Origin of the sequence: Roseivirga echinicomitans (genome assembly GCF_001592935.1) — a bacterium.
Classification (GTDB): Bacteria; Bacteroidota; Bacteroidia; order Cytophagales; family Cyclobacteriaceae; genus Roseivirga; species Roseivirga echinicomitans.
The window spans coordinates 1-26,323 of the sequence record NZ_LRDB01000045.1; the positions used below are offsets into that span (position 1 = coordinate 1).

A 26,323-nucleotide genomic window follows, 5' to 3' on the forward strand; every position below is an offset into this window, starting at 1 on the left:
ACTTGAGGCGTTGAGCGGATTCGAACCGCTGTACGAGCTTTTGCAGAGCTCTGCCTAGCCACTCGGCCACAACGCCCTTTCGAGAGCGCAAAGATATCAATTAATGACTATGCACCCAATGTTTGTTAGAATTTTAAACCTCAAAACCAAAAAAAGACACCCTATCGCTAAGGTGTCTTCTCTGTATGTATTTGAATAAGCGTTTGCCTTATTTCTCCTCTTCAGACGAAGCTTCGTCAGTTTTTGGAGAAGCCTCTTCAGTTGCTGGTGCTTCTTCTTTAGCACTAACTTCTTTCTTAGCTTTTGGGGCTGCTTTCTCTTTTTTCACCTCTGCTGCTTTTTTAGCCTCGTTAGCCTTTTTCGTATTGTCTTCCATTTCGGCTTTCAATGCAGAAAGTGCATCAAGGTCACCTAAAGTAGAGACATCTTCGTTATTAGACTTGTTCGCTGCTTTAGCTTTAGCTGGTTTGCTTGCTTTAGCTGGTTTCTCAGAAGGAGCTGGTTTAGTATGAGTGTTTGTGTGTGACAATACAATTCTCTTATCATCTTTAGAGAATTCAACCACAACAAAATCAATAGTTTCACCTACTTCTACTTCAGAACCATCTTCTTTCTTCAAATGCTTGTGAGTAGCAAGACCTTCTAAACCGTAAGGTAATTCAAGTGTTGCTCCTTTGTCATTTTTAGAAAGTACAGTACACTTGTGCGCTGATCCTTGTTTGAATACAGTTTGGAAAGTATCCCAAGGATTCTCTTCCAATTGCTTATGACCTAGGGCCAATCTTCTGTTATCAATATCAAGTTCTAACACTTGTACTTCAAGCTCTTCTCCTACTTTAACAAATTCAGATGGATGTTTGATTTTCTTAGTCCAAGAAAGATCAGAAACGTGTACCAAACCATCGATACCTTCTTCTAACTCGATGAATAAACCAAAGTTAGTTAGGTTACGAACAATACCTTTGTGGTTTGTACCCACACCGTATTTCGTTAATACATCGCTCTTAGTCCAAGGATCCTCAGTCAATTGCTTGATACCCAATGACATTTTCCTTTCTTCTCTATCTAGGGTCAACACAACCGCATCAAGTTTATCACCAATGTTGATGAAGTCTTGTGGGTTTCTTAAGTGCTGCGACCAAGACATTTCTGAAACGTGGATCAAACCTTCAACACCTGGGAACAATTCAAGGAATGCACCGTAATCGGCAACATTAACGATTGAACCAGATACTTTAGAACCGATTTCGATTGTAGTTTCTAATTTATCCCAAGGGTGCTCAGTCAATTGCTTCATACCAAGAGATATTCTCTTCTTGTCATCGTCAAAATCAAGAACAACCACGTTCACTTTTTCGTCAAGGTTCAATACTTCAGCTGGATCGTTGATACGTCCCCATGAAATATCTGTGATATGCAATAGACCATCAACACCACCTAGATCGATGAATACACCGAAGTTAGTCATGTTCTTGATCACACCTTCGAGTACTTGACCTTTCTCAAGGTTTTCAAGAATCTTAGCTTTTTGCTTCTCAAGATCTTTTTCAATAAGTATTTTATGAGATACTACTACGTTATCGTTAGTGTAGTTGATTTTCACAACTTTCACTTCCATTTTCTTACCTACAAAAACATCAAAGTCTCTGATTGGCTTCACATCGATTTGAGAACCTGGTAGGAAAGACTCGATTCCGAATACGTCTACGATCAAACCACCTTTGGTTCTTCTCTTCACCATACCCTCGATCACTTTGTCATTCTCGTAACCATCTTGGATCAATTCCCAAGCCTTAACGATCTTAGCTTTTCTTCTAGAAAGAACTAATTGACCTAAGGAGTTTTCTTGCTCTTCGATGTAAACCTCTACTTGATCACCAACTTTCAATCCTGGAGTGTCTCTGAATTCAGAAGCACCAACTAATCCATCAGATTTGAAACCAATGTTCAAAACCAAATCTCTATCGTTGATAGAAACGATGGTAGCCGATACAACCTTCTTCTCTTCTACAGTAGTAAGGGTGTTTTCATAGATTGAAGCTAATTCTTCTCTTTTCTTACGAGAGTAACCTTCTCCAAAACCTTTTTTCTCGAATTCTTCCCAATCAAATTCTTCTCCGGCATCAGCAACTTTTGCAGCTGGTGCAGCTTTGATAGACTTTTCTTTTTTGGGAGCTTTCTCAGTAGAAGGGGCTTCTACTGGTGTTTCAACTTCAGCAACGGGAGTTTTCACTTCCTCTACTTCGTTTGTTTTATTTTCTTCTGACATAAAAAAACTCTGTGTATTACTCCATCCGGCAACCAGAGCTATAACCGGTGGATTTTATTTAGAATAACCTTTCGTAAAACACGAAAAGCCCGCCTTACTCAAAACGGATTGCAAAGGTAGGAAAATCCGTCAAAAACTAAGAATAGAATAGAGAATTAATTAAGGCTCAAGTATTTGAGCCATTGTTCAGAAGTTAAACCGCTGAAGTTCCTCACAAACATAATGTAAGAGGGTTTAAAAGGGCGGTTTTTAAGCAGCATCCCTGCTTCTTCTGGTGTTTTATCTCCCTTCATGGAGTTACATTTATTGCATGCTGCCACCAAGTTTTGCCATGACGACTTACCTCCCCTTGATTTTGGCACCACATGGTCTAAGGTCAGACTTCTCGGACTTCCACAATACTGACACTCTTGACTATCTCGTTTGAAGATATTTTGTCTAGAAAGCACCACACTTTTAAATGGGGAATAAATATACTTCTGGAGTCTTATAACAGATGGCATTGGAAACTGAGCAGTTACAGTCCTAAGAAATTTGCCTGGAGCATCATGAACCATATCGGCTTTGCTTAAAAATAAAAGCAGAAAAGCCCTTTCAACAGTACAAACTGTTAACGGGCTGTAATCCTGATTTAAAACTAATACGCGCTTCATGTCATGTGTAATCTCTCAATATTCGCTTGATTTTAAATAGGTGGTGAGAGTAATTATTTTGTTCTACAGAGAAAACCCCCTGCTCATCTAATTTATCAATCTTTACTTTGCCAGAAGCATGAATGATTTCCGTTGGGCTTAATACCATGCCTACATGATTCATTTTACCTTCTTTGTTTGTAAAAAAGGCCAAATCGCCAGGCATTACATTTTCATAGCCCACTTCTTTTCCTTTGGTGATTTGGTCTTTGGAATCGCGCGGCATTCGGTAACCAGCAATCCGCAGCACCATTTGAGTAAAGCCAGAGCAGTCAATTCCGAAAGGTGTAGTGCCCCCCCAGAGATAAGGTGAGTTCAAATATTTCTTCGCTAATTCAAGAGTTAAATCAACACTCCACCGTTGGTGAATACTTTTAGCTTCGCCATTAAAAGCGAAGCGCTCTTGATCCATAAACAACGAATTATTCAAAATAGGCAAAACAGCACCCAGAGTGATATGAATCACACTTTTACCGTACAGGATTTGTGAAGTCAGATCCGTACATATTTTATATTCTGAATTATCGATTTGCTCAAAATATTCTTGAGTAATTCGATAATGTTGTTTGGCATCTATCCAGCCTTCATAACCATCAAAAACATTTTGAATACGCAACCATTGCTTGTTTTTAGACTCCTCCAAAACAGCATAGTGTTCGCCAAACAGTAACTGAGAGATCATCTCAGAGGCATCTGACCCCTTTGCTCGAATAGGTACAATGCTCAAACGTGAAATTCCGTAATCAATAGGCTCCATTAGTATTTTGCACGTTCTAAATCCCGCTTAATATCTTTGTCTTTAATAGAGTTACGCTTGTCAAAAAGCTTTTTACCCTTTCCAAGGGCTATTTCAAGTTTGGCAAAACCCCTATCGGTAATAAACAATCTTAACGGAATGATAGACAATCCCTTTTCGTCAAGTTTTGATTCTAATTTTGAAAGTTCTCTTTTTGTTAAAAGCAGCTTTCTTTCTCTGTCGGTAACATGGTTATTATAGCTACCTTCAGAAAACTGGGCAATATGCAATTGTTTAATATACAGCTCGCCATTTTTAAAAAAGCAATAGGAGTCTTGTAGCTGAACTTTACCTTCTCTAATAGACTTGATCTCTGTGCCTTGTAATTGCATGCCGGCCACATATTTATCTATGAATTCAAATTCATAACTCGCCCTTCTATTTTTAATATTGATGTTGTTCGAAAACCTATTTTTATCTTTCGCCATCTATCTTTCTAAACTAGTAAAAATTTGGTTCAACTTATCCTTCTTTAAAATTTTCTGTCCAGTACGGCCAGTAGCAATCAACCTCCCCCCTGCTAAAGCTCTAATTTCACAGATTAATTCATTCTTCTCAATGGACAAAAGTTTCGCTTCAAAATTCAACTCAGTATTAAACAACGCTGGAGAAACATGTCTTATCTCTAACATAGTGCCAATTCCTTCTTCATCGGCTTCTTTCATCTCAAGCGCAAATAAACGTGATGACCATTCCATTTCTCTACCGAGGGCAAAAGTGCTCATTACCTGATGTACTTCGCCAGCGTCAAAACTGGCTGCATCGGTAGTTTTTACTGTATACCGGTGTATCCTAACCGCTCCCAATCCCACATTATTTACCATTGGTTAAGCCCAATTTAGTTTTAATCAATTCGGTTTGAAGCTGTTCGGTGAGTTTTCTGCAATCACGCAATTTATTAGAACAAGACTCCAAACTCTCTTTTTGTTGCCTTACATAAAGATCCATTTTAATTTGAATCTTCTCTTTTGGCGTCATCTTTTCTTTAACTTCTTTTTCAGCTTTCAGTGCGGCTTCTAGCTTTTTTCTCATTTTAAACTGATTTCCCACCTCTGCCTTCAAGGCCTCATTTTCTTTTTCTAATACACTAATATAATTTTTCGCTACTACTAGTTGTTCAAATTCTGACTTCATATTTCTTCTAAAATTTCATCCTCGGTAAAGCGCTTACCTCCTGGCTAGTAAACTCTCCTGCTAAATACTTATAATGTGCAGCCATACCAATCATTGCAGCGTTGTCTGTACAATATTCAAAAGCGGGCACATAAACTTTCCAGTTTTCCTTTTCTGCCATAATGTTAAGTCCATTTCGTAAACCACTATTGGCCGATACGCCACCAGCCAGTGCAATGTTTTTAATTTCAAATTGCCGAGCGGCTTTTCTCAACTTCTGCAAAAGCATTTCCACAAGGGTATGTTGAATACTTGCACAGATATCATTGAGATTTTCATCAATGAATTTTTCATTCTTTTTTAATTCGTCTCTCAAAAAATATAGAATACCGGTCTTTATTCCGCTAAAGGAATATTCCAACCCAGGCATTTCTGTTTGTGGAAGTTTAAACCGGCTAGGGTCACCCAACTGTGCATATTTATCAATTAAAGGCCCGCCTGGATAATTCAACCCCAGAAGTTTGGCCGATTTATCAAAGGCCTCTCCTACTGCATCATCCCGGGTTTCTCCCACTATCTCCATTTCTAAATAGCTTTTCACCAACACTATCTGCGTATGTCCCCCACTCACTGTCAAACACAAAAACGGAAACTCTGGTTTTGGGTCGTCAATAAAATGCGCCAAAATATGGGCTTGCATATGGTTCACTTCAATCAAAGGAATATTCAAAGCCAAGGCCATTGATTTGGCAAAAGAAGTACCTACCAAAAGCGCTCCCAAAAGGCCAGGGCCTCGAGTAAAAGCAATAGCAGACAAACTCGATTTGTCTATGGCCGCATTTTTGAGTGCTTCGTCTACTACTGGCACAATATTTTGCTGATGAGCGCGTGATGCTAATTCGGGGACAACTCCGCCATAATTTCCATGGACAGATTGTGTAGCGATTATATTATTAAGTACTTTGCCGTTATCTACAATAGCTGCAGAAGTTTCATCGCAAGAAGATTCAAGGGCCAGTATTTTGATATCGGAGGTGGGCATTGACAGAGAAAATTAAAAGATCGCAAGTTATTAAAAAACGGATAGTCAAATCAATATTATGGTTGTGCCTTTCGCCAATCATTCTATTATTTATAATTATTGGGTTAATCCACCTTCCTCCCGTTCAGAATTACTTAGTTGATAAGGCCGCAGACTACTTAACTGAAAAAACAGGTTATCGTTCCGAAATTGGTTACACAAATATTCGTTGGTTCAATTCTGTCACCATTGACGACTTAACAGTATACGATCAAAATGACGTAAAAATGATTGATGTACGGGAGTTAGTTCTTTCGTTTAAACTGAAAGAATTAATTAGCGGAAAAGACATTTCGATCAACGAAGCTTGGTTAAATAGAGCTTCTGTAAACTTAAGAGATGAAGGAGAAAGCGGACTAAATATTGATAACTGGGTAGGCAAAATCACTGATTTAACCTCATCAACAGATTCAGACTCTACAAACCTTAACGTCTTTTCTATTGAAAAAATCACACTTCTCAATTCAGAGTTTAGTCTTTCAGACTCCAGAAAGGATTCAATTGCTGATGGTTTTGACTATAACCATTTCACACTTAAAAATCTAAGGGCCGATATTCGCAACCTCGAATCTGTTGGTGGTGATTTTGAAATTAATGTCCAATTTCTCACAGCTGAAGACGAAGCTTCAGGCCTTAAAATAGAGAAATTGGAAAGCATTTTCCAGACCTCGTTAAAGAAGATGGCCTTTACGAACCTTGACCTTGTGATTGGAAAAAGCCATATCAAAGACTCCATCGTACTGAATTTTGACGATCCCTCTGCCATGAGTGAATTTGTGACAGATGTAGCATTTGACGTCAACTTCAGAAATTCACTATTACACTCAGATGAGCTTGGCTTTTTTGTGCCTGAATTCAAAAAATACGATCAGCAAATAAAGATTGATGGTTATTTTCAAGGAAAAGTAAATTCCTTCTATTCGGATGATTTCACCATTTCCTTTGGAGAACACTCTAAACTAAATGGGCGACTGGACATTGAAGGCCTACCAAATATCAATGAAACCATTTTTGACATTGACTTAGACGATTCATTTCTAAAAGCCACCGACCTAAAACAATTCATTAATGATCGTACATTCAAAATCTCAAATAAACTTGGCTTAATTGAATTAGACGGTCAATATGATGGTCTAATAAATGATTTTGTAGCTGATGGCGAGTTTAAAACTGCTTTGGGTAATGCTAAACCAAATGTTCAAATTACTTTACCAGAAAACAAACTAGCATCATATAGTGGTAGATTATCTTTAGAAGACTTCAATGTTGGAGTACTTACAGAAGATAGTACTTTTCAAAAAGTAAACTTAAATGGTAGTATTGAGGGGGAAGGTTTTACTCTTGAACAGGCCAATTTCAAGCTCGATGCTAAAGTGAGTAGGATTGGAATATTAGGCTATCAATATGTAAATATCACTACCAATGGCACATTTGCTCAGTCATTTTTCTCCGGAGATATATCAGTAGATGATCCCAACTTAATTTTTAAAGCTGAGGGTTCTGTAGATTTACGTAACAACAAAAAACTATTCAAAATCAATGGGCGTTTGTCTCGTGCAGACCTGGCAGCCATTAATTTAACAAAGGAGGAAGTTTTTGTTGCTTCTGATTTCAACTTGGACTTTGAAGGTGTAAAACTTGATAGCCTATTGGGTAATTTTCACCTCACCGATGCATACCTCAAGTATGGCAAGGAAGACATACTGGTAGATTCCGTTTTCTTTTCTTCACAGCGTAGTTCTAGAAATAGAACTGTGAGATTTAACTCAGATTACTTTAATATTAACATGGATGGCCAATTTGAGTTTTCAACCTTACTGACCGAGCTTCAAAACATTAACGGCCAATACAAGCTTGTCTTCTCTAGTCGGAGTAATGAAATCCCTGAATATCTAAAAACCCACAGCAGAAGTGCGCAGGCTTTCGATATTACCTATTCAGCAGAATTACCCAATATCAACCCTATCATTCAACTTTTCGACTCTGTTATTTATGTAGGAAAGAACGCTTCGTTAAACGGACGTTTCAATAATTTCAATACAGAAGACTTTCAGTTAAATGCGAAAATTGATTCGCTGATTTACTCCAATATCTCATTTCTTGAGAATGAAATTGACATCAATGCCAGCAGTTTACGAGACCCTGAAAAGGTACTCGCCCTAGGGTATTTATATTCTAAAAAACAGATATACGCCAACACCTCAGAAACAGACGCCTTAACACTTGAAGCCGTATGGGATGGCAAAAGAATTGAATTAAGGCATAATATTGAGCAAACAACCAGTGGGAACTATGCTGAAATTGGAGCAGGAATCGACTTTTTTGAGAACCGTACTGAGCTTAGATTCCAAGAATCGAACATTATTGCCTTAGATCAAACCTGGAACATTACGGAAAACAACGTAATCGTTTTTGGTAAAGACAATATCAGTATTGAGAATTTAGACATCTATAATGACACACAGTCAATTACATTAGATGGTGACATTTCCGTATCTCGAGATAGCACCGAAAGTATGAGGATAGTTTTTGAAAATGTTGAAGTAGAAAACTTAAATACACTTACCCTAAAATCTTATTCGGGTAAAATCAATGGTTCTGTTAATATTCAAAACCTACTCTACAACCCATTGATTTTTGGAGATATCAATATCAAAGAATTCAAAATTGACGAATTTTTGGTGGGCGACATCAGTGGAGCTTTACTTTGGAACGACTTCAATAGAAAATTCGACATCAATTTAATTGTAGATAGGTTGGGAAAAAAAATCATTCAACTCGAAGGTGATTTTTTCCCTACTAGGAACAGCAATCAGCTAGATTTAGACCTCACCCTAAACGAGACCAACCTTAATATTGGAGAACCTTATATTGAGGATTATTTCACAAAAATAGCAGGAAATATAAGTGGCAAATTAACAGTTGGAGGAACGCTCTCTGACCCGTTAATTAGGGGTAATGGAACCATTAAGAATGGAGGCATTAAAATCAATTATTTGAATACCGAATACAAGTTTGGCGGTGAAGTTAAATTTGATAAAAATCTTATTTCCCTATCAGAATTAGATTTTCTTGATATCAATGGGAGTCCTGCCCAATTTAGAGGAGAAATACGCCACAATTCATTCCGGGACATCAGTCTTGACCTCAACGGAGACCTAGACAGGTTTCAGGTCCTAAATACTACATTCGAAACAAGTGACTTATACTACGGTGATGCCTACGCTTCTGGAAATGTAAGCCTAAGAGGTGCTGCCAGTAACCTCACTATCAATGCAGACGTAACCACAAGCCAAAATACCAAAATATACATTCCCATTAGTCAGGGGAACGATGATGCTTCGGTCGATTACATTAATTTCATAAACCTAACAGACACTACTCAAACCTTTAACTCAAAGGGGGATGAGGTAGATAAAATGAAAATTGAAGGACTCAAGCTAGACCTCAAGATTAATATTACCCCAGATGCCTATACAGAGATCATCATTGACCCAAAAACTGGAGATATTATCAGAGGAAGAGGCAATGGCCAGTTGAGATTACAAATTGATACCCAAGGTGACTTTCAAATGACCGGTGGATTGAATATTACTGAAGGAGCTTATAATTTCTCTTTATACAATATTATCACTAAGGAATTCGATATAGAACAACCAAGCCGAATAACTTGGTCAGGCGACCCCTATGCAGGTATAATGGACATCAACGCCTCTTACTCTCAAAACACTTCGTTGGCCCCTATTTTAAAGCAAACCGGTTTTGACGAGGAAAACACCACCACTGCCGCTGCCAGAAGATACCCTACCAAAGTGCTTTTGCGTTTAAATGGCCCATTGCTATCTCCAGAAATCGGTTTTGATATTGATTTCTCAGAAGTCAATACACAAGATTTTCAGCTACAAACCGCATTAAATGCATTTAAAAATCGCTTGGCAAGTGATGAACAGGAACTGACCCGGCAAGTAGTCAATGTCATTGTGCTCAACAGTTTCTCAGATAGTAACACCTTGAATATTGGAGGAAGAACTGCCTCACAAAATGTGAGTCAATTACTTTCCAATCAATTGAGCCAACTCGTAGCCCAACTGGATGAAAACCTTGAAATAGATTTTGATTTAGCTTCGTTAGACCAAGATGCATATAACACCTTCCAATTACGTTTATCTTACACTTTTCTTAATGGGCGCTTAAGAGTAACACGAGAAGGGGGCCTCTCCAACCAGGTGGATGCAGAGAGCTATGCCACTGACATTAATAGCATTGCGGGCGATTGGACAGCAGAGTATTTACTAACTTCTGACGGGCGTTATAAAGTAAAAGTCTATTCACGAAGCAATTATAATTTTGTGACCGCTGCCTATGGCGGAACTACCCAAACCAGTGGGGCTAGTATTACACAATCCAGCAGTTTTAATAGTTTGAGCGAGTTTTTCACAGGTGTTGACAAAAAAAGAAAGAAACGCAGGGAAGAGGTGTTGACAAAAAAGAAAGAAGAAAATAATTCTGGGAACGGTTCGAACTAATCACCCTCTACTAGGTTAGTTCCTAAAACTCCAAATAACTCATGTCGAAAATCAACATATTCTGGTTCAGAAGAGATTTACGTTTTGAAGATAATACTGCCCTTTATTATGCCTTAAAAGAAAAACTCCCCGTACTTCCCATCTTTATTTTCGACCAAAACATTCTTGACAAACTAGAGAATAAGCAGGATGCCCGAGTAGAATTCATTCAGCGTACTATTGCTGAGATGAATCATAAACTAAGAGCGAACGGCTCCAAGCTCAAAACATTCTATTCCAAACCTATTGAAGCTTATGAAGCACTGATAGATGAATATGAAATAGAAGCCGTCTTCACCAATAGAGATTACGAACCGTACAGCACTGCCCGTGACAAACAAATTGAAGAGTTTTTAAAGGAGAGAGGGATTGGCTTTTATACTTTTAAAGACCATGTGGTTTTTGAGAAGGAAGAGATTATCTCTGGTAACGGCACCTTCTACAAAGTATTTACACCCTATAGTAAAACATGGTTAGAGAAATACTCAAAGAGCAAGCCTGCAATACTATCTAATGGGCTAAATGAGAAAAACTGGTATCAAACAACGCACCAAGAAACTCATTCTTTAACTCAGATTGGTTTTCAAAGAACAGAAATCAACATCCCTCCTGATAGCCTGAAAGAAGAACTAATCAAAAAATACGATCAGCTGAGGGATTATCCAGCGCAGGACGCCACTTCGCGTTTAGGTATTCACTTAAGATTTGGCACCATTAGTATTCGACAACTGGCAGAAAAAGGAAGTAAAATAAATCAAACCTACCTTAACGAACTGATCTGGAGGGATTTTTATGCAATGATTTTGGCCAATAACCCACAGGTTATTAATAATGCTTTTAAACAAAAATACGATCAAATCCCTTGGCGACATGATGAAGCAGGTTTTCAGAAATGGTGTGATGGCGTTACTGGCTACCCTATTGTAGATGCAGGCATGAGGCAACTCAATAAAACTGGCTTTATGCACAATAGAGTAAGAATGATAGTAGCAAGTTTTCTAACCAAACACCTACTTATAGATTGGCGTTGGGGTGAAGCTTATTTTTCTGAAAAACTGCTGGACTTTGATTTAGCTTCAAATAATGGCGGTTGGCAATGGGCTGCTGGAACCGGTACCGATGCCCAACCCTATTTCCGCATTTTCAATCCTGAATCCCAAACCAAAAAATTCGACCCAGAATTAAAGTACATTAAAAAATGGATTTCAGAATATAATACTCCTGACTACCCAAAACCAATGGTTGACCATAAGTTTGCCAGACAAAGGGCGCTCGATACTTACAAGGCTGCGTTAACGGGCAATTAGTATAGATTAAACCTGTCGAAGGTGTTTTTTTAAGGCTATTAAATTAATAACTTCGCCATGCACTACAGTCCAATTTTTAATGGAATATACACCAGAACCAATAAAGATTTTTGTTGTAGAAGATGACCCTGTCTACCAAAAATTGCTAAAATACATTGCTGAATTAAACCCTGACCATGTAGTTAAGGTTTTTTCTAATGGCAAAGACTGTATTGCTCATTTAAACGAGAACCCTTCTGTAGTCACCCTTGATTATTCATTACCAGATATGACTGGAGATGAGGTGTTAAAAGCTATTAAAAGCAACAACCCAGAAACCAATGTTATTGTAGTTTCTTCTCAAGAGGATATTAACACTGCAATTGATTTGTTAAAAGTTGGAGCATACGACTACATAACTAAGGACGAAGAGACAAAGGACAGACTCCTCAACGCCATAAATAACGCAAAGAAAAATGCTTCATTAAAGGAGGAAATAATTCACTTACGTGAAGAAATTGGTGAAAAATACGAATTCGGAAAAAGCATTATTGGAGAAAGTAAAGCGATCCAAGGTGTATTCAAGCTGTTAGCCAAAGCCATAAAAACTAATATAATTGTCTCTATTACTGGTGAAACTGGGACAGGGAAAGAAGTAATAGCGAAAGCTATTCACTATAACTCCGCCAGAAAAGGAAAACCTTTCGTGGCCGTAAATATTGCTGCAATTCCAGACAACCTTATCGAAAGTGAATTATTTGGCCATGAAAAGGGCGCATTTACTGGCGCGATGGCCCGTAGAAAAGGAAAGTTTGAAGAAGCAGATGGAGGTACTATATTCCTAGATGAAATTGGTGAAATGGATATTAATCTCCAAGCCAAGCTTCTAAGGGTGATACAAGAGAGAGAGCTAAACCGTGTTGGCGGAAATGAAGCTGTAAAATTTGATGTAAGAATCTTAGTAGCCACGCATAAGAACCTGGCAGAGGAAGTAAAAAAGGGAACTTTCAGAGAAGATTTGTATTATAGGTTGCTCGGCATTCCAATTGAATTACCTCCACTGAGAGACAGAGATAAAGACATTCTCCTAATCGCACGCCATTTGTTAGCCAACTTCGCTAAAGAGAATGGCTTAGGAAAGGTTAACCTTAGTAAAGGAGCTCAAACTAAATTGCTAAAATATGGATACCCTGGTAATGTTCGTGAGCTCAAATCTGTAATTGAATTGGCGGCAGTAATGTGCGATAATAATCAAATTGAAGAAGAAGATATCACTTTCAATTCATTGGCCAAGGAAGGTCAGTTTTTAATGGATGAAATGAGCCTAAAAGACTATACCTTCAAGATCATTAGGCATTTTCTGGATAAACATGATGATAACGTGTTATTGGTGGCAAGTAAACTCGATATTGGTAAGTCAAGCATTTATCGCTACCTAAAAGAAATGGAAGACGAAGGAATATAACTCACACTTGAACTTCATTCAGTGATTTATACACGTTCCTTTAGTGTTGAAATTTGCCCTAATTTTTGGACGTTAGCACAATTACGATCTATCCTTTTTCTCACTTCTATTTCCGCTAAACCAGAGGTGACAATGATTTGAGCACCCCGGAATCTGTCTTTACTACAAATTTCATCAATAAAATCAAACCCATCCATTTTAGGTGTTTTTAAATTGGTGATGGTTAAATCAGCATGTTTGCTTTTTTCTAAACGATTCAATTCCTTTAATCCATTTTCGTGGATAGTTAAATTGTAGCCCTTTGAAAAATAGTGCCTCAATAAAAGTCTCGTGGATGGTTCATCGTCCAGAATTAATATCCTCTTTCTAACTATCATGACAATTAACCTTGCGGAATCCGTACCAAAGACACCTTATACCCCTAACGAAGCCAGATCACCTGACTCCCCAATCTTATTGAATTACAATAACCTTATAATTTCCCCAATTGGGGATTCTACTCCCCCCCTTTGTCGACCCCGTCTTCCGTAATTACCTCTCATAAAAAGCTAAACCTCAATTGAATCTTTTTTAGTTATTTTTCCCTGTTGAAACTGAACAAGGTTAATTTCTATATTTAGTTTTAATTCCAATTGAAAAAAATGAAAATCGACAATCAAATATCTATTACCATGAAGAAATTTTTATTAACGATTTGCTTTTTAATCGTATCAGGCTTCTTAGGTTTTGCCCAACAAAAGCCGCTTTCCCAACTTACAGTTGAGGAACTCATGCAAGAGCCTGACCAGTTTGTGGGCATCATGCCTTCAAGGCCTCAGTGGTCTAAGGATAGTAAGACTATCTATTTTATGTGGAACCCAAGTGGGGAAGGATTTCCAAGCTATCACAAAGTAGGTTTAGATGGCAACACCCCTCAAGAAGTGGAAGACATTAGTGAGGGTTTTCCTTCGAACTATCAATACAATAAGGATCGTTCCAAAATAGTGTTTGAAAGATCAGGTGACATTTATACTATGGATGTAAAAACCATGGCTGAGAAGAAAATAATCTCTACAGTCGCCAGAGAGTCCAGCCCTTCTTTCCACAGCGATGAATCTGTTATAACTTTCATCTCCGATAACAACTTATTTTCTGTTGATACAAAGACTGGTTTGATAAGGCAGTTGACCAATATAAAAATCACTAATAATAGTGAAGACCGACCTAACCGACCTACAATAGCAAGAGAAGGTAATAGAGAGATGGACAAATGGATTTCAGACGATCAGCAATCCACTTCTGAAATCTTAAAAGAGCAGCAGAATAGACCAAGACGTTTTTCTGCTGCTGGCCAAAGATTTTTCCAACAAAGCCAATCAGAAGACAGAATGTCTACAATTGAGTTAGATAATGTAAGTGGACTTCAACTTTCTCCTGACGGAAAATATGTAAGCTTCAGCGTTCGTGTTGCAGCGGAAAATCCAGCAAAAAACACAATTGTACCCAACTATGTAACCAGCAGTGGTTATACAACAGACATTAATGCAAGGTCAAAAGTAGGTGGAGATCAATCTTACAGAGAGCTTGGTATCTACAACATTGAGGCCGACAGCTTTTATATTTTAGATACTAAACAGTTACCTGGTATTTCTGATTTACCTGATTATGTTACAGACTATCCTGACAAAAAATTCTCTAAAGAGCCAAGAAAAGTGTCTTCAGGGAGTATTATCTGGTCTAATGATGCCAAATACACTGTTGTTCAATTCTCATCTTTAGACAACAAAGACCTTTGGATCATGAGATTACTTCCATCTTCTGGGGAATTAGTCCCAGTAGATCGTCAACGTGACGAAGCTTGGATTGCAGGCCCTGGTATTGGCAGAGGAATGAGCTTCTTACCAGACAACAAAACCATTTATTACCAGTCCGAAAAATCGGGTTACTCCCACCTTTACACACACGACCTATCTACAGGAGTTGTAAAGCAGCTTACCACCGGAAATTATGAAGTATATGACCCTCAGCTTTCCAATGATGGAAAAACTTGGTATTTCACTGCAAACATTAAACACCCTGGCATCCGTCATTTCTATTCAATGCCGCTTAAAGGTGGGAAACCAACTCAGATTACTTCTGAAGACGGTCACAATGATGTAACACTTTCTCCTGACGAGAAGAACTTGGCTATTCTTTATTCTTATACGAATCGTCCGCCAGAGTTATTCATTCAAGCGAATAAGCCTGGTGCTGCTAAAAAGCAAGTAACCGAAAGCTTACAAGCTGGTTTCAAACAATATGATTGGTACCAACCAGAAGTGATTTCATTCATGGCCGAGGATGGCGAAATGGTAAACGCAAGAGTATATAAGCCAGAAAACCCAAATGGAGCAGGCGTAATCTTCGTGCATGGTGCTGGTTATTTACAGAATGCACATTACGGATGGAGTAGCTATTTAAGGGAATACATGTTCAACAACATGCTAATGGCTAAAGGCTACACTGTCTTGGACATTGATTACCGTGGTAGTGCTGGTTACGGAAGAGACTGGAGAACAGGAATCTATCGTCACATGGGTGGGAAAGACCTTTCCGACAACATTGATGGAGCGAAGTTATTGATTAGTGACTATGGTGTTGAACCAGGTAAAATCGGAATGTACGGTGGATCGTATGGTGGCTTTATTACCCTATTCGCTATGTTTAACAACCCAGACGTGATTGCTTCAGGTGCAGCACTAAGATCAGTTACTGACTGGGCACATTACAACCATGGATATACTTCTAACATTTTGAATACTCCATTAGAAGACCCAATAGCCTACAAAAGAAGTTCACCAATTTACTTTGCTGAAGGTTTACAAGGCAATCTTTTGATAGCGCATGGAATGGTAGATACTAATGTCCATTTTCAGGATGTAGTTAGACTGGCTCAAAGACTTATTGAACTAGGGAAAGACAACTGGGAAATGGCCCTTTACCCTGTGGAAAATCATGGATTTACAACACCAAGCAGCTGGACGGACGAATACAAGCGTATTTATAAGTTGTTTGAAACAACCATAGGTAAGAAATAGCCTTATATGAAAAAGCTAATGATAGCGGTTTTGGCATTGGCCCTTGTGGCTTGCCAAAACCAAGCACCCGTTGACGATCCTAATATTGCCAGAGGGCTAATTGCTGCAGAAGCAATGGTCGTTTCTGCCCACCCCATTGCATCTAACGTTGGGAAGGAAATCATGCAAAAAGGCGGCAACGCAGTAGATGCCGCAGTGGCAGTTCAATTCGCATTGGCAGTTGTATATCCTGGCGCTGGTAACATTGGTGGTGGTGGCTTTATGGTTACACGTATGGCAGACGGAACAGCCAACACCCTAGATTATAGAGAAAAAGCTCCAAATGCAGGCGGTCGCGACATGTACCTTGATGAAAACGGAGATGTAATTTCTGGTTTGAGTACGCGTGGACATTTAGCAGCTGGCGTTCCAGGCTCAGTAGCTGGAATGGTGGAAGCCCATAAAAAATACGGTAAGCTAGATTGGGCTGAATTGGTTCAACCTGCTATCGACTTGGCGTCAAAAGGCTGGGTACTTACTGCTAGAGAAGCCTCAGGCCTTAATAGTAACCGTAAGTCATTTATGGAGTTCAACACCGTAATGCCCGATTTCTTTTTGGCTGAAGAAGGCAAAGAATGGAAAGAAGGTGACTTAGTGAAAATCCCAGAGTTGGCGAAAACCTTTGAAAGAATTCGCGACAATGGCCGTGATGGTTTCTATAAAGGTGAAACAGCCGATTTGATTGTTGCCGAAATGAAAAGAGGCAATGGTATCATTTCTCATGAGGATTTAGAGCAGTACAACGCTGTTTGGCGTACGCCAATCCAAGGCAGCTACGGCAACTATGAGTTTATCTCAATGCCTCCTCCTTCAAGTGGAGGAATTGCTTTGGCTCAATTATTTGGAACAATGGAAAATTACAAACTCAGTGATATGGATTTCCATAGCACTGACGCTGTCCATTTGATCGTTGAAGCCGAGAGAAGAGCCTATGCCGATCGTGCTGCGCATTTGGGCGATCCTGATTTCTATGATGTGCCACTAAAAGGACTTCAAGACAGAAATTATATTAAAGACCGAATGAAGAGCTTCGACCCTAGCAAAGCCACGCCAAGTAGTGAAGTGAGCGCTGGTCAGCCAGCCCCGAACGAGAGCATGGAAACCACTCATTTCTCAATTATAGACCCGATGGGAAATGCAGTATCGATCACAACTACACTGAATGGCGGCATGGGATCGAAAGTGTTTGTAGGCGGTGCTGGATTTCTGTTAAACAATGAGATGGACGATTTTAGTGCCAAGCCAGGCGTACCAAACATGTATGGCCTTGTCGGTGGGGAAGCGAATGCAGTGCAACCAGGCAAAAGAATGCTTAGCTCTATGACACCAACCATTGTCTCTAAAGACGGAAAGCTCTTTATGGTGGTAGGAACACCAGGCGGTTCAACCATTATCACTTCAGTTTTCCAAACGATTATCAACGTGACCGATTTTGGAATGGGAATGCAGGAAGCAGTGGCTGCACCTCGTTTTCATCACCAATGGTTACCTGACGAAATCAGGTATGAACGCGATGGTTTGGGTGCCGAAGTACTTCAAGCCTTAGAAGCCAAAGGACATAAATTTAGAGCCTCTGGAGGAATTGGTCGTGTAGATGCCATTTTGGTGATGCCAAATGGTAAGCTAGAAGCGGGAGCTGACCCCCGTGGTGACGATGCCGCTTCTGGTTTCTAACCTAAAATAAAATCATTAAGGGCTTAACCTTCCTTAAACCCATTTAGCCTGTAACTGGCTCCATTTATCAATCGATAAAATTTTGGAGACCAATTACAGGCTATTTTTATTTTATACCTTTAAAATAAAAATCATGAAGAAGCTGCTTTTCATTTCCCTCCTTTTCAGTAGTGCAATTCTTTCTGCCCAAGATTTTGACAAGCAAAAGTTAGACACTTACCTAAACTCGCTTCAGAAGAACAACAAAGCAAGCTTAGCTGTTGCTATTTCTAAATCCAACAAGCCCGTCTATGAAGGCTACTATGGTTTTCTCTCAGATAAGAATGAGAAGAAGATTGATTCAAACACCAAGTTCAGAATTGGCTCAATAACGAAAACCTTTACCGCAGTAATCGTTTTTCAATTGATAGAAGAAGGGAAACTGACTTTAGACACTAAAGTGAGCAGCTTTTTCCCAGACATCAAAAATGCTAACAAAATCACTATAGAACACCTTCTGAGTCACCAAAGTGGTATCTTCAACTTCACAGATGCTCCTTCATTCATGAACATAATGGTTCAAGAAAAGTCTAGAGAAGAGCTATTAGAAATCATCAAGGTCCAGACTTCAGACTTTGAACCGGGTACTCAAACTTCCTACTCCAATAGTGGCTATGTACTCTTGGGTTTAATCATTGAAAAAGTAACAGAAAAAAGCTATGAAGCCCATTTGAATGCAAGAATCATTGATAAGTTGGGACTAAAAAACACGGCTTATGGCGACAACATTGAAACAGAGAAGAACGAAGCCTATTCCATGAATTTTCAGAATGGAAAGTGGACTGATTTTCCATTCAAATCGGATATGAGTATCCCCTTTTCAGCCGGAGCCATCGTTTCTACTCCCAATGATTTGAACGAATTTACCTATGCTCTATTCAACAATAAGCTTGTTTCGGCTAAATCATTAGCTAAAATGAAAGAAATCAAAAATGGGTTGGGACATGGTTTGTTCTCCGTTCCTTTCTATAATAAAAGTGCCTTTGGCCACAATGGAAGAATCGACAATTTTGAAGCCAGTGCCTACCATTTTGAAGCAGATGATGTTAGTATTTCTGTTTTGACCAACGGGCTCACCATTTCCTTCAATGATATTTTGGTCGGAGTGCTGAGCATCTACTATAACAAGGATTTTGACCTCCCCAACTTTGATCAAAAACCCATCGAACTAAGCGCAGAAAGCTTAGAAAAGTACGCAGGCCTCTTTTCTTCCGATGTGTTACCTATTCAAATGGTGATCAATGCCGAGGGTGGGAAAATAACCGCACAAGCTACAGGGCAAGGCGCCTTTCCGCTTACGCCTTACAGCAATGTAGAATTTAGATTTGATCAAGCAGCAATAGTTATTGTTTTTGGAGGGACTCCAGATGCGGTAGATTATACTACATTCACACTCAAGCAAGGCGGTCAGCAATTCCCTTTTAAGAAACAGTAATGGCGCTTAGTACAAAGACTTCTTTTTTCATAGAATTATCCCAAAGCCTACTATCTTAGTGTCCGGTTGTTAATAATGGTAACTCGCCTGCAACGCTAGACTCAATGATTTCTCTGTCAAGAATTCGGTTTTGTATTGTATCACTACTATTTTTAGGGATTATCGGCTATGCTGAGGCGCAAGAACAAGCTGTTGATTTTTTCCCAAAAGAGTTATCGAAAGATCTAATTACCCTGCCAACCGAAGGCAATCTACGCTCCTATACTATTCAAACACAGGAGTACGCAGAAAAAGCCACTCAAATTTCACTTTCCGAAGTCATTCAAGAATACCTATTGAACAACAACCGGATATATCAAGTGAATCTGAAAACGAGAAAGGCACCTTTGGTGAGCTATACTTTTGATTCGCTCTCCAGAATAACCGCCATTGAAGACTATACGGGCACAGCTCCTACTCCTTGGATTTTTCACGAGTACAATGACCATGATCGAACCAAAACAGAGCTAAAACTAAGGACTGACTCTATTATCTACACTAAAATCGTTTTGACCTTTAACGAAAATGATTTACTCATCTCTAGAAAGGAGTTCTTTGGTGAATCTGACCTCAAAAGCGAAAAACGTTTCGCTTATAACGACCAGGGAGATGTCAAAACCGAAATATCAACGGGAAACCAAGAAGAAAGCACCAGCAACTATGAGTACCAGTATGATAGCAAAGGAGCCAAACTGATGCGATAGAAATTCTCTACGAAAAACTAGAAAACAGAATTGAGCACCAATATTTCCCTGATTCTTCTGTGCAGATTCTCACCGAATATGGTTTTAATAAAAGGCCAAAATCTCAAAACCTGACCGTATTGCAAGACTCGATAAGGGTTGAAATTAAAGGGCATTATTCCAACATAGACACCACACAGTACAGGTCTAGCTTTAAGGAATTGTATGTAGGCGAAGATTTACTAGAATACGAAAGTCGAACCATCAATGGCGTTTTTGTCAACCGTTTCAAGACTTTCTACGAATATGATGCACATGGCAACTGGATCAAGCGAATGACTTACGAAAACAACAAATTGATTAAAGTGGAAAACCGCTTGTTTAGATATTAACCATATTAACAGAGCGAGTACTTAAGCTTGACTCGTCCTGAAAAAAGTCTACAGGTTTAACATTTAGTACTGTAATAGATTTACAGTTGTTTGATTGTCCTGATCTAGGTTTACAATATCAGGTTTTTACTTGTAATGGTTCTTCCATACTTTCTTAGGTTTTAGGCTTTCTGCATATACCAGTTCTGGAGTTAACATGCCTAAACTCATGTGCGGCCTTTCTTCATTGTATAGTTTCACTATTTCTTTGAGCAAAGCTCTGGCTTCGGTGAGGTTATCTACCTCATATTCATTTATTATAATGCCATTGACTCTCTCTGCTATTGCATTTTCGAGCGGGTCTACATGCTCTGTCATGCTTATGTTGATCTGGTTGTCGTGTAATAGCTTTACACAAATAATTGTAAGAATGAATAATAGGTATGAGACACTCACCATTTCTCAAACATCAATATAAATAATTAATTAAATTCAATAACAATTAAATAAAAAAATCTATTAATACTAATAATTTAAATAAATCATATTTTTTTATTTAAATTACATATCATCAACAAAATTATTAATTATGAAAACCTTTATTTTAATAACTCTATTAGGACTAGGGATCATTCCCCTATCAGCTCCAAATTTACCCATTATTGATGAGTCTTACTCATGCTTGGGGTCAACTGACGATTATACTTTGTCTCTTTATAGAGGCGGAGTTCAGTACAATGTATTTAGCGCACCTTATGGACAAGAGTATGACATTGTTGTTGATATGTCATCGTCTGCAGGTTGTGGTAATAACACAGCATACCGAATTGTAGGGTCTTATAATGTGAGCTTTTCCACTAGCGAAGTTTCATCTACATCATGTGGAGATGCTGTTTTTGAAGATATTCTGATTCTAGGCACAAACTGGTATGTCGATATTGCACCACTGCCGTTAGGAATTGGAGACATGTCTTATGCCTGTTTGGATGATCTTCAACATATTGGCACCATATTCTAAATTATAAATATTTAATAAGGCAACATCTTATTAATATGTTGCCTTATTTTAATATAAAACAAAGAACATTACTTGATTACGAAAGCATAAACAAACAAAACGGTTCTAAGTCAGAAGTAAACACCTATACTTCATAAATCATTATTACAAAAAGCGGACTCACTCTTTAGTATAGCTGAAAAGTTATGGCCTGACTATAGTTATGGGCATTACCAAAGATCATTGGTGAAATTTCAGCTTTACGAATACGTAAAAGCTTGGGAGGCTCTTGATAAAGCAAGAAGTTTGGGAGAAACTAATATTGAAGGTTATGTTCTAGAACGTTTCGAAGCTAAGCTCCCATACGCTGAATATTTGAAGAGCAAAAAATAAGGCTAACTTTCAGGTCGCCCCGATGGGGCTTAATGCGAGGTGTATATTTTTTTTGTGCTACAAAGAGGCCGCCCCGATGGTGCGACAAATAGAGTTCATTAAGCATAGCTAATCGTGTGCCATAGCACTACACCTCAATTGATAATAAAAGCACCAAAACAAATCCCCTAGGGATGGTATGTTTGTAATACACAAATACAGCTAATAATACCAAGCTTCTTAGGTACGACCCATTGGATGATCATCTGTGACTGTATAAATAACCTTAAGCTCTAATATCACCTCTTACCTTAAAGTAATTCTTACTATTTTTAGCTTTAAGCCAAAGCATCAATGACCAGAACACCATTCGAAAGAGGCCGAATTATCAGTTTTATAGACGCAGTATTTTCTATCGCGATGACATTACTGGTTTTAGAGGTGGCCATTCCCACTTATGAAGCCGTAGCCGAAAAAGGCACCTGGGGCATTCTGGCTGGTTTAATTCCAAATTTCATCGGTCTTTTGGTGAGCTTCTTAGTCACTGCGGTGTATTGGATTGCCCACCTGCGCATCATGAGTTATGTAGTGGACTTTGATAAGAAGCTCCTATGGCTCAATATTTTTCTACTGCTTTTCGTAGTGCTTATGCCCTTCTCTACTTCATTTTACGTGAATGGATTCGACCTTTTAGGGCCATTTGTTTTTTACAGCTCTAACCTAGCAGCCATTGGTCTCTTCAATTACCTAATCGTGCGTTATGTGGTGAAAAAAGAAATAGCCACACAAGGCATTGACCCAATTACCGGACAATGGGAAAGTTGGCGTGCCTTCAATTCCTTTGGGGTATGGGCAATTGCAGCCATTCTAGGTTTCTTCTTTCCGTGGGTAGCCCGGTTCTTCTTTATCGCCATTTTCATCTTTCAAGCGATCATCAATGCTCACTTTAAGAAGAAAATGAGTAAAACTGTTTCCTCATGAAAAGTCAAAAGAACCGCAGGTTGGCGGCCATTATGTTTACCGACATTGTGGGCTACACTGCCCTGATGCAGAAGGATGAAAAATCAGCTGCAACAGTAAGGGTGCGTCATCGTGAGGTTTTTCAAAGCAAACACCAAAAACATCATGGCGAAATCATCCAATACTTTGGTGATGGAACCTTAAGTGCTTTTCAAAGCGGTGTAGAAGCCGTTGAGTGCGCGATCGCCATACAAAGGATGTTGGGCGCAGAAGATGGCATCCCCCTTCGGATTGGGCTCCATATTGGCGACATCGTTTTTGATGGTATCGAAATATATGGTGATGGGGTCAATTTTGCTTCCAGAATTGAAAGCATGGGCGTTGCTGGAGCCATTCTGATTTCAGGACAGCTGAACGAAGAACTTAAAAATCACCTCCATATTTCAACCCTTTCCTTAGGCAGTTTCGAGCTTAAAAACATAGCCGAACCCGTTGAGGTATTTGCGGTAAACAATGAGGGCATCAAAACGCCCTCTCCTTCTGAGCTTAAAGGAAAGCAGAAAAAACACTTGAAAACGATTGCCGTTTTGCCCTTTGCCAACTTCAGTAGCGACCCAGAAAACGAATACTTTACCGATGGAATGACTGAGGAGATTATCAATGCCTTGGCAAAGATCAAAGCCCTAAAAGTCACTTCCAGAACTTCCTCATTCTATTTCAAAAACAAGAACATCCCCATTTCACAAATCGGGAAAGAGTTGAATGTAGGTATCATTCTAGAAGGCAGTATTCGCTTATCAGGCAAGGCCATTCGAATTACCGCGCAGCTGATTGATGTAGCTGAGGATTATCACTTTTGGTCCGAAACCTGGGATCGCCAGCTCGAAAATGTATTCGAAATTCAGGATGAAATAAGCCTTTTAATTGCGGACAAATTAAGAGAGCAATTCGGCCATTTCGAGATTCAAGAGCACTTGGTGGCCAAGCAAACCGAGAGCCTTGACGCTTACGAATACTCCCTCAAAGCCCGATTCCATTTCAATAAATGGAATCCAGAGGACATGCATACGGCCATTTCGCTTTATGAAAAAGCCCTTGAGCTGGATGACAAACATGTAGAATCTTATTTAGGCTTAGCCGACTGCTATGGTTTTCTGGCCACCACAGGCTTTATGGATCATGCCGAAGCATGGCAAAAGGCTTCTCAACTCACCCATAAAGCGCATCACCTGAACGATCAACATGCTGGGGTGTATTATCAATTGGCCAATCTCGCATTTTTCACTGCTGTAAATTACAAAGAGGCGGTGAGACTAACGATCAAAGCATTAGAAATTCAACCCAATTATGTAGAAGCGCAGCAATTCATGTCCTTTCTGTATTTAATTGCCGGAAAAAGAGATCGTGGATTTCTTCATCTAAATAAAGCGCTAGAAATAGACCCCCTTTCACAGGAGACACTCTTTTACAAGGCTTATTATAATTATAAGACGGAGAATTATGAGCAGGCCATTGAGGTGCTAGATCGATGCCTTGAGCATAATCCAAAAAACATACCTGCAAGCACCGTCAAAAGCTATTGCCTCATCAAGCAAAACCGACTGGACGAAGCCATCAACTATTTCGACACCATTCCATCCGACATTGTAATTGAAGCCGATAAAATCGGAGTACAAGCCATCGCCTACGCGCTTAAAAATGATGCGATCAATAGCGAAAAGCTAAAAAATCGATTATTGGAATTTGCGCAGAACATTGAGAACTACCATGCGCAATCCTATCTCTTTATGCTCTATGCCGCCACAGGAGAAAATGACAAAGCCTTTGAGTGGATCAGAGAAGCCATGGAAAATAATTCACCATTGCTCCACCTACATTTTGTAGATCCTTTGGTGAACTCAATCAAGACTGACCCACGATATCCGGAGTTTCAAAAGGTGATTTTTCAGGAAGTTCCCGAAGTTAAAAAAGTCAAAAACAAAAAGGCACTTCTAGATCAAGAGACGGCTCTTAATTACTCAAATCGACTGCTGAAATACATTGAAGAAGAAAAGCCATTTTTAGACCCAAATCTATCTTTAAGGACTCTGGCAGAACAAATAAAGATCAACCCGAACCAGCTTTCTTGGCTGCTTAATGAAAGTTTGAATAAGAATTTCAGCGAATTCATCAATGGTTATCGGGTAAAACACTTCAAAGAAAAAGTAGCTGATGCAAATCAACGGCACCTTACCCTTTTGGCCTTGGCTTATGACAGCGGCTTCAACTCTAAAACAGTTTTCAACACCTTCTTTAAGAAAATCACTGGGCAGACCCCCAAGGAATACTGGAAAGAAGTAACCAAGAAATAGGTTCGGATTTAGAAATCCGAACGATCAGGCTTTGAATTATACCCAACTTTGATTCATGAAAGCGATTGAATATCACACTTACGGATCACCTGAAGTTCTACAAATCGTAGAAAGAGAAATACCCACGCCAAAAGACAATGAAATTTTGGTGAAAGTATTTGCCACTACCGTTACAGCCACTGAAGCCACTTTTCGTCAAGGCAAGCCCTATTTTTCAAGGCTTTTTACGGGTTTGACAAAACCGAAAATCAAAACCTTGGGTGAAGAACTGGCGGGAGAGGTAATAAAAACGGGAAAAGCAGTAACCCTTTTTAAGAAAGGCGATCGGATTTTCGGGACTGCTGGCCCTACTTTTGGAGCCAATGCCGAATACATCACCCTACCAGAAGATGCGGTAATTGTGCCCTTGCCTTCTAATTTGAATTATGAAGAATCAGCTTCGGCATGCGATGGTTTCTTAACCGCCCTACCCTTTCTTCGTGATACAGGAAAAATCAAGCAAGGCCAGAAAGTACTGATTTATGGTGCTTCGGGCAGTGTCGGAAGTTCGGCCATTCAAGTAGCCAAATATTATGGCGCAGAAGTTACGGGAGTATGCAGCACCACCAACCTTGAGCTGGTCAGTTCATTGGGTGCCGACCATGTTATTGATTACAAAAACGAGGATTTCACGAAAAATGGCCAACAATATGACATCATTTTTGATGCCGTTGGCAAAACGACCTTCTCAAAGGCTAAAAACGCTCTCAAGAAAGAAGGTCGGTTTTTAGAGGCTGGCATTGGCCTGAATGTTTTTGGCCATGTGCTCATTACTGCGTTGTTCGGTAAAAAGAAAGCCCTGATTGCCGCCACAGGCTTACGTCCGCCAGTAGAAAGGACCAAAGACCTTCATCTACTCCGGTCACTTTTAGAAGAAGGCCGTATAAAACCTGTGATCGATAAGACATATTCCTTAAGTAAAATAGCCGAGGCGCATCGCTATGTAGACCAAGGGCATAAAAGAGGAAATGTAGTGATAAGGGTAGTTTAAAAGAACAACC

21 protein-coding genes and 1 tRNA gene are annotated in these 26,323 nt (G+C 39.3%); 12 read left to right on the forward strand and 10 right to left on the reverse strand.

Going from position 1 to position 26,323, the window contains the following annotated elements:
* Positions 1-5: 5 nt before the first annotated feature.
* The 8 genes from AWN68_RS13385 to tsaD form a co-directional block, all read right to left on the reverse strand.
* Positions 6-76 (reverse strand) — tRNA-Cys (locus AWN68_RS13385).
* Between the two features lie 132 nt (positions 77-208).
* Complete coding sequence (gene rpsA / locus AWN68_RS13390; RefSeq protein ID WP_084362869.1) at positions 209-2,269, reverse strand: 30S ribosomal protein S1; 2,061 nt, start codon at positions 2,267-2,269, stop codon at positions 209-211.
* Between the two features lie 155 nt (positions 2,270-2,424).
* Positions 2,425-2,922, reverse strand: coding sequence for an HNH endonuclease (locus tag AWN68_RS13395; RefSeq protein ID WP_068416580.1), 498 nt, complete (start codon positions 2,920-2,922; stop codon positions 2,425-2,427).
* A gap of 1 nt (position 2,923) precedes the next feature.
* Positions 2,924-3,718, reverse strand: coding sequence for a C40 family peptidase (locus tag AWN68_RS13400; RefSeq protein WP_068416582.1), 795 nt, complete (start codon positions 3,716-3,718; stop codon positions 2,924-2,926).
* On the reverse strand, positions 3,718-4,185 hold the full coding sequence (smpB, locus tag AWN68_RS13405) for an SsrA-binding protein SmpB (RefSeq protein ID WP_068416584.1): 468 nt from the start codon (positions 4,183-4,185) through the stop codon (positions 3,718-3,720). Before smpB ends, AWN68_RS13400 begins: the two co-directional genes overlap by 1 nt.
* Positions 4,186-4,581: a thioesterase family protein gene (locus AWN68_RS13410; protein WP_068416586.1), complete on the reverse strand. Its 396-nt coding sequence runs from the start codon at positions 4,579-4,581 to the stop codon at positions 4,186-4,188.
* Complete coding sequence (locus AWN68_RS13415; RefSeq protein WP_068416589.1) at positions 4,571-4,891, reverse strand: hypothetical protein; 321 nt, start codon at positions 4,889-4,891, stop codon at positions 4,571-4,573. The genes AWN68_RS13410 and AWN68_RS13415 overlap by 11 nt, the downstream gene beginning before the upstream one ends.
* A gap of 7 nt (positions 4,892-4,898) precedes the next feature.
* A complete protein-coding gene (gene tsaD / locus AWN68_RS13420; protein ID WP_068416593.1) occupies positions 4,899-5,912 on the reverse strand; it encodes a tRNA (adenosine(37)-N6)-threonylcarbamoyltransferase complex transferase subunit TsaD in 1,014 nt (337 codons plus the stop codon).
* A 62-nt stretch (positions 5,913-5,974) separates the two neighbouring features.
* Here tsaD and AWN68_RS13425 point away from each other — a divergent pair, with 62 nt between their 5' ends.
* The 3 genes from AWN68_RS13425 to AWN68_RS13435 all read left to right on the forward strand — a co-directional run bounded on the left by AWN68_RS13425 (position 5,975) and on the right by AWN68_RS13435 (position 13,267).
* Complete coding sequence (locus tag AWN68_RS13425) at positions 5,975-10,477, forward strand: translocation/assembly module TamB domain-containing protein (protein ID WP_157716220.1); 4,503 nt, start codon at positions 5,975-5,977, stop codon at positions 10,475-10,477.
* 41 nt (positions 10,478-10,518) lie between these two features.
* Positions 10,519-11,823, forward strand: a complete 1,305-nt coding sequence (locus AWN68_RS13430) for a cryptochrome/photolyase family protein (RefSeq protein ID WP_068416599.1) — start codon at positions 10,519-10,521, stop codon at positions 11,821-11,823.
* Between the two features lie 79 nt (positions 11,824-11,902).
* Entirely contained in the window at positions 11,903-13,267 is a 1,365-nt protein-coding gene (locus AWN68_RS13435; RefSeq protein WP_068416602.1) for a sigma-54-dependent transcriptional regulator, read from the forward strand.
* Positions 13,268-13,293: 26 nt separating this feature from the next.
* On the opposite strand, the gene AWN68_RS13440 is transcribed toward AWN68_RS13435, so the two are convergent.
* Positions 13,294-13,644 (reverse strand): response regulator, encoded by a 351-nt coding sequence (locus tag AWN68_RS13440; RefSeq protein ID WP_068416605.1) that lies wholly within the window; start codon positions 13,642-13,644, stop codon positions 13,294-13,296.
* Between the two features lie 294 nt (positions 13,645-13,938).
* On the opposite strand from AWN68_RS13440, the gene AWN68_RS13445 reads away from it, so the two are divergent.
* From AWN68_RS13445 to AWN68_RS13465, 5 genes are all read left to right on the forward strand, one after another.
* Positions 13,939-16,323, forward strand: a complete 2,385-nt coding sequence (locus tag AWN68_RS13445; protein ID WP_068417010.1) for a S9 family peptidase — start codon at positions 13,939-13,941, stop codon at positions 16,321-16,323.
* 6 nt (positions 16,324-16,329) lie between these two features.
* Positions 16,330-18,036: a gamma-glutamyltransferase gene (gene ggt, locus AWN68_RS13450; RefSeq protein WP_068416608.1), complete on the forward strand. Its 1,707-nt coding sequence runs from the start codon at positions 16,330-16,332 to the stop codon at positions 18,034-18,036.
* Between the two features lie 133 nt (positions 18,037-18,169).
* The gene (locus AWN68_RS13455; RefSeq protein ID WP_068416611.1) at positions 18,170-19,510 is read left to right on the forward strand and encodes a serine hydrolase domain-containing protein; all 1,341 of its coding nucleotides are present in this window, start codon (positions 18,170-18,172) and stop codon (positions 19,508-19,510) included.
* Between the two features lie 104 nt (positions 19,511-19,614).
* Positions 19,615-20,253 (forward strand): hypothetical protein, encoded by a 639-nt coding sequence (locus AWN68_RS13460; RefSeq protein WP_068416612.1) that lies wholly within the window; start codon positions 19,615-19,617, stop codon positions 20,251-20,253.
* 59 nt (positions 20,254-20,312) lie between these two features.
* On the forward strand, positions 20,313-20,624 hold the full coding sequence (locus AWN68_RS13465) for a hypothetical protein (protein WP_068416615.1): 312 nt from the start codon (positions 20,313-20,315) through the stop codon (positions 20,622-20,624).
* Between the two features lie 126 nt (positions 20,625-20,750).
* Here AWN68_RS13465 and AWN68_RS13470 read toward each other — a convergent pair whose 3' ends face one another.
* Entirely contained in the window at positions 20,751-21,062 is a 312-nt protein-coding gene (locus AWN68_RS13470; protein WP_068416618.1) for an integrase core domain-containing protein, read from the reverse strand.
* Positions 21,063-21,192: 130 nt separating this feature from the next.
* Between AWN68_RS13470 and AWN68_RS13475 the strand changes: the two genes are divergently transcribed.
* From AWN68_RS13475 to AWN68_RS13490, 4 genes are all read left to right on the forward strand, one after another.
* Positions 21,193-21,621, forward strand: a complete 429-nt coding sequence (locus AWN68_RS13475; protein ID WP_062593193.1) for a hypothetical protein — start codon at positions 21,193-21,195, stop codon at positions 21,619-21,621.
* A gap of 705 nt (positions 21,622-22,326) precedes the next feature.
* Positions 22,327-22,953, forward strand: coding sequence for a TMEM175 family protein (locus AWN68_RS13480; protein ID WP_068416619.1), 627 nt, complete (start codon positions 22,327-22,329; stop codon positions 22,951-22,953).
* Positions 22,950-25,283: a tetratricopeptide repeat protein gene (locus AWN68_RS13485; protein ID WP_068416622.1), complete on the forward strand. Its 2,334-nt coding sequence runs from the start codon at positions 22,950-22,952 to the stop codon at positions 25,281-25,283. The genes AWN68_RS13480 and AWN68_RS13485 overlap by 4 nt, the downstream gene beginning before the upstream one ends.
* 55 nt (positions 25,284-25,338) lie before the next feature.
* Positions 25,339-26,313 (forward strand): NAD(P)-dependent alcohol dehydrogenase, encoded by a 975-nt coding sequence (locus AWN68_RS13490; RefSeq protein ID WP_068416625.1) that lies wholly within the window; start codon positions 25,339-25,341, stop codon positions 26,311-26,313.
* Positions 26,314-26,323: the final 10 nt, after the last annotated feature.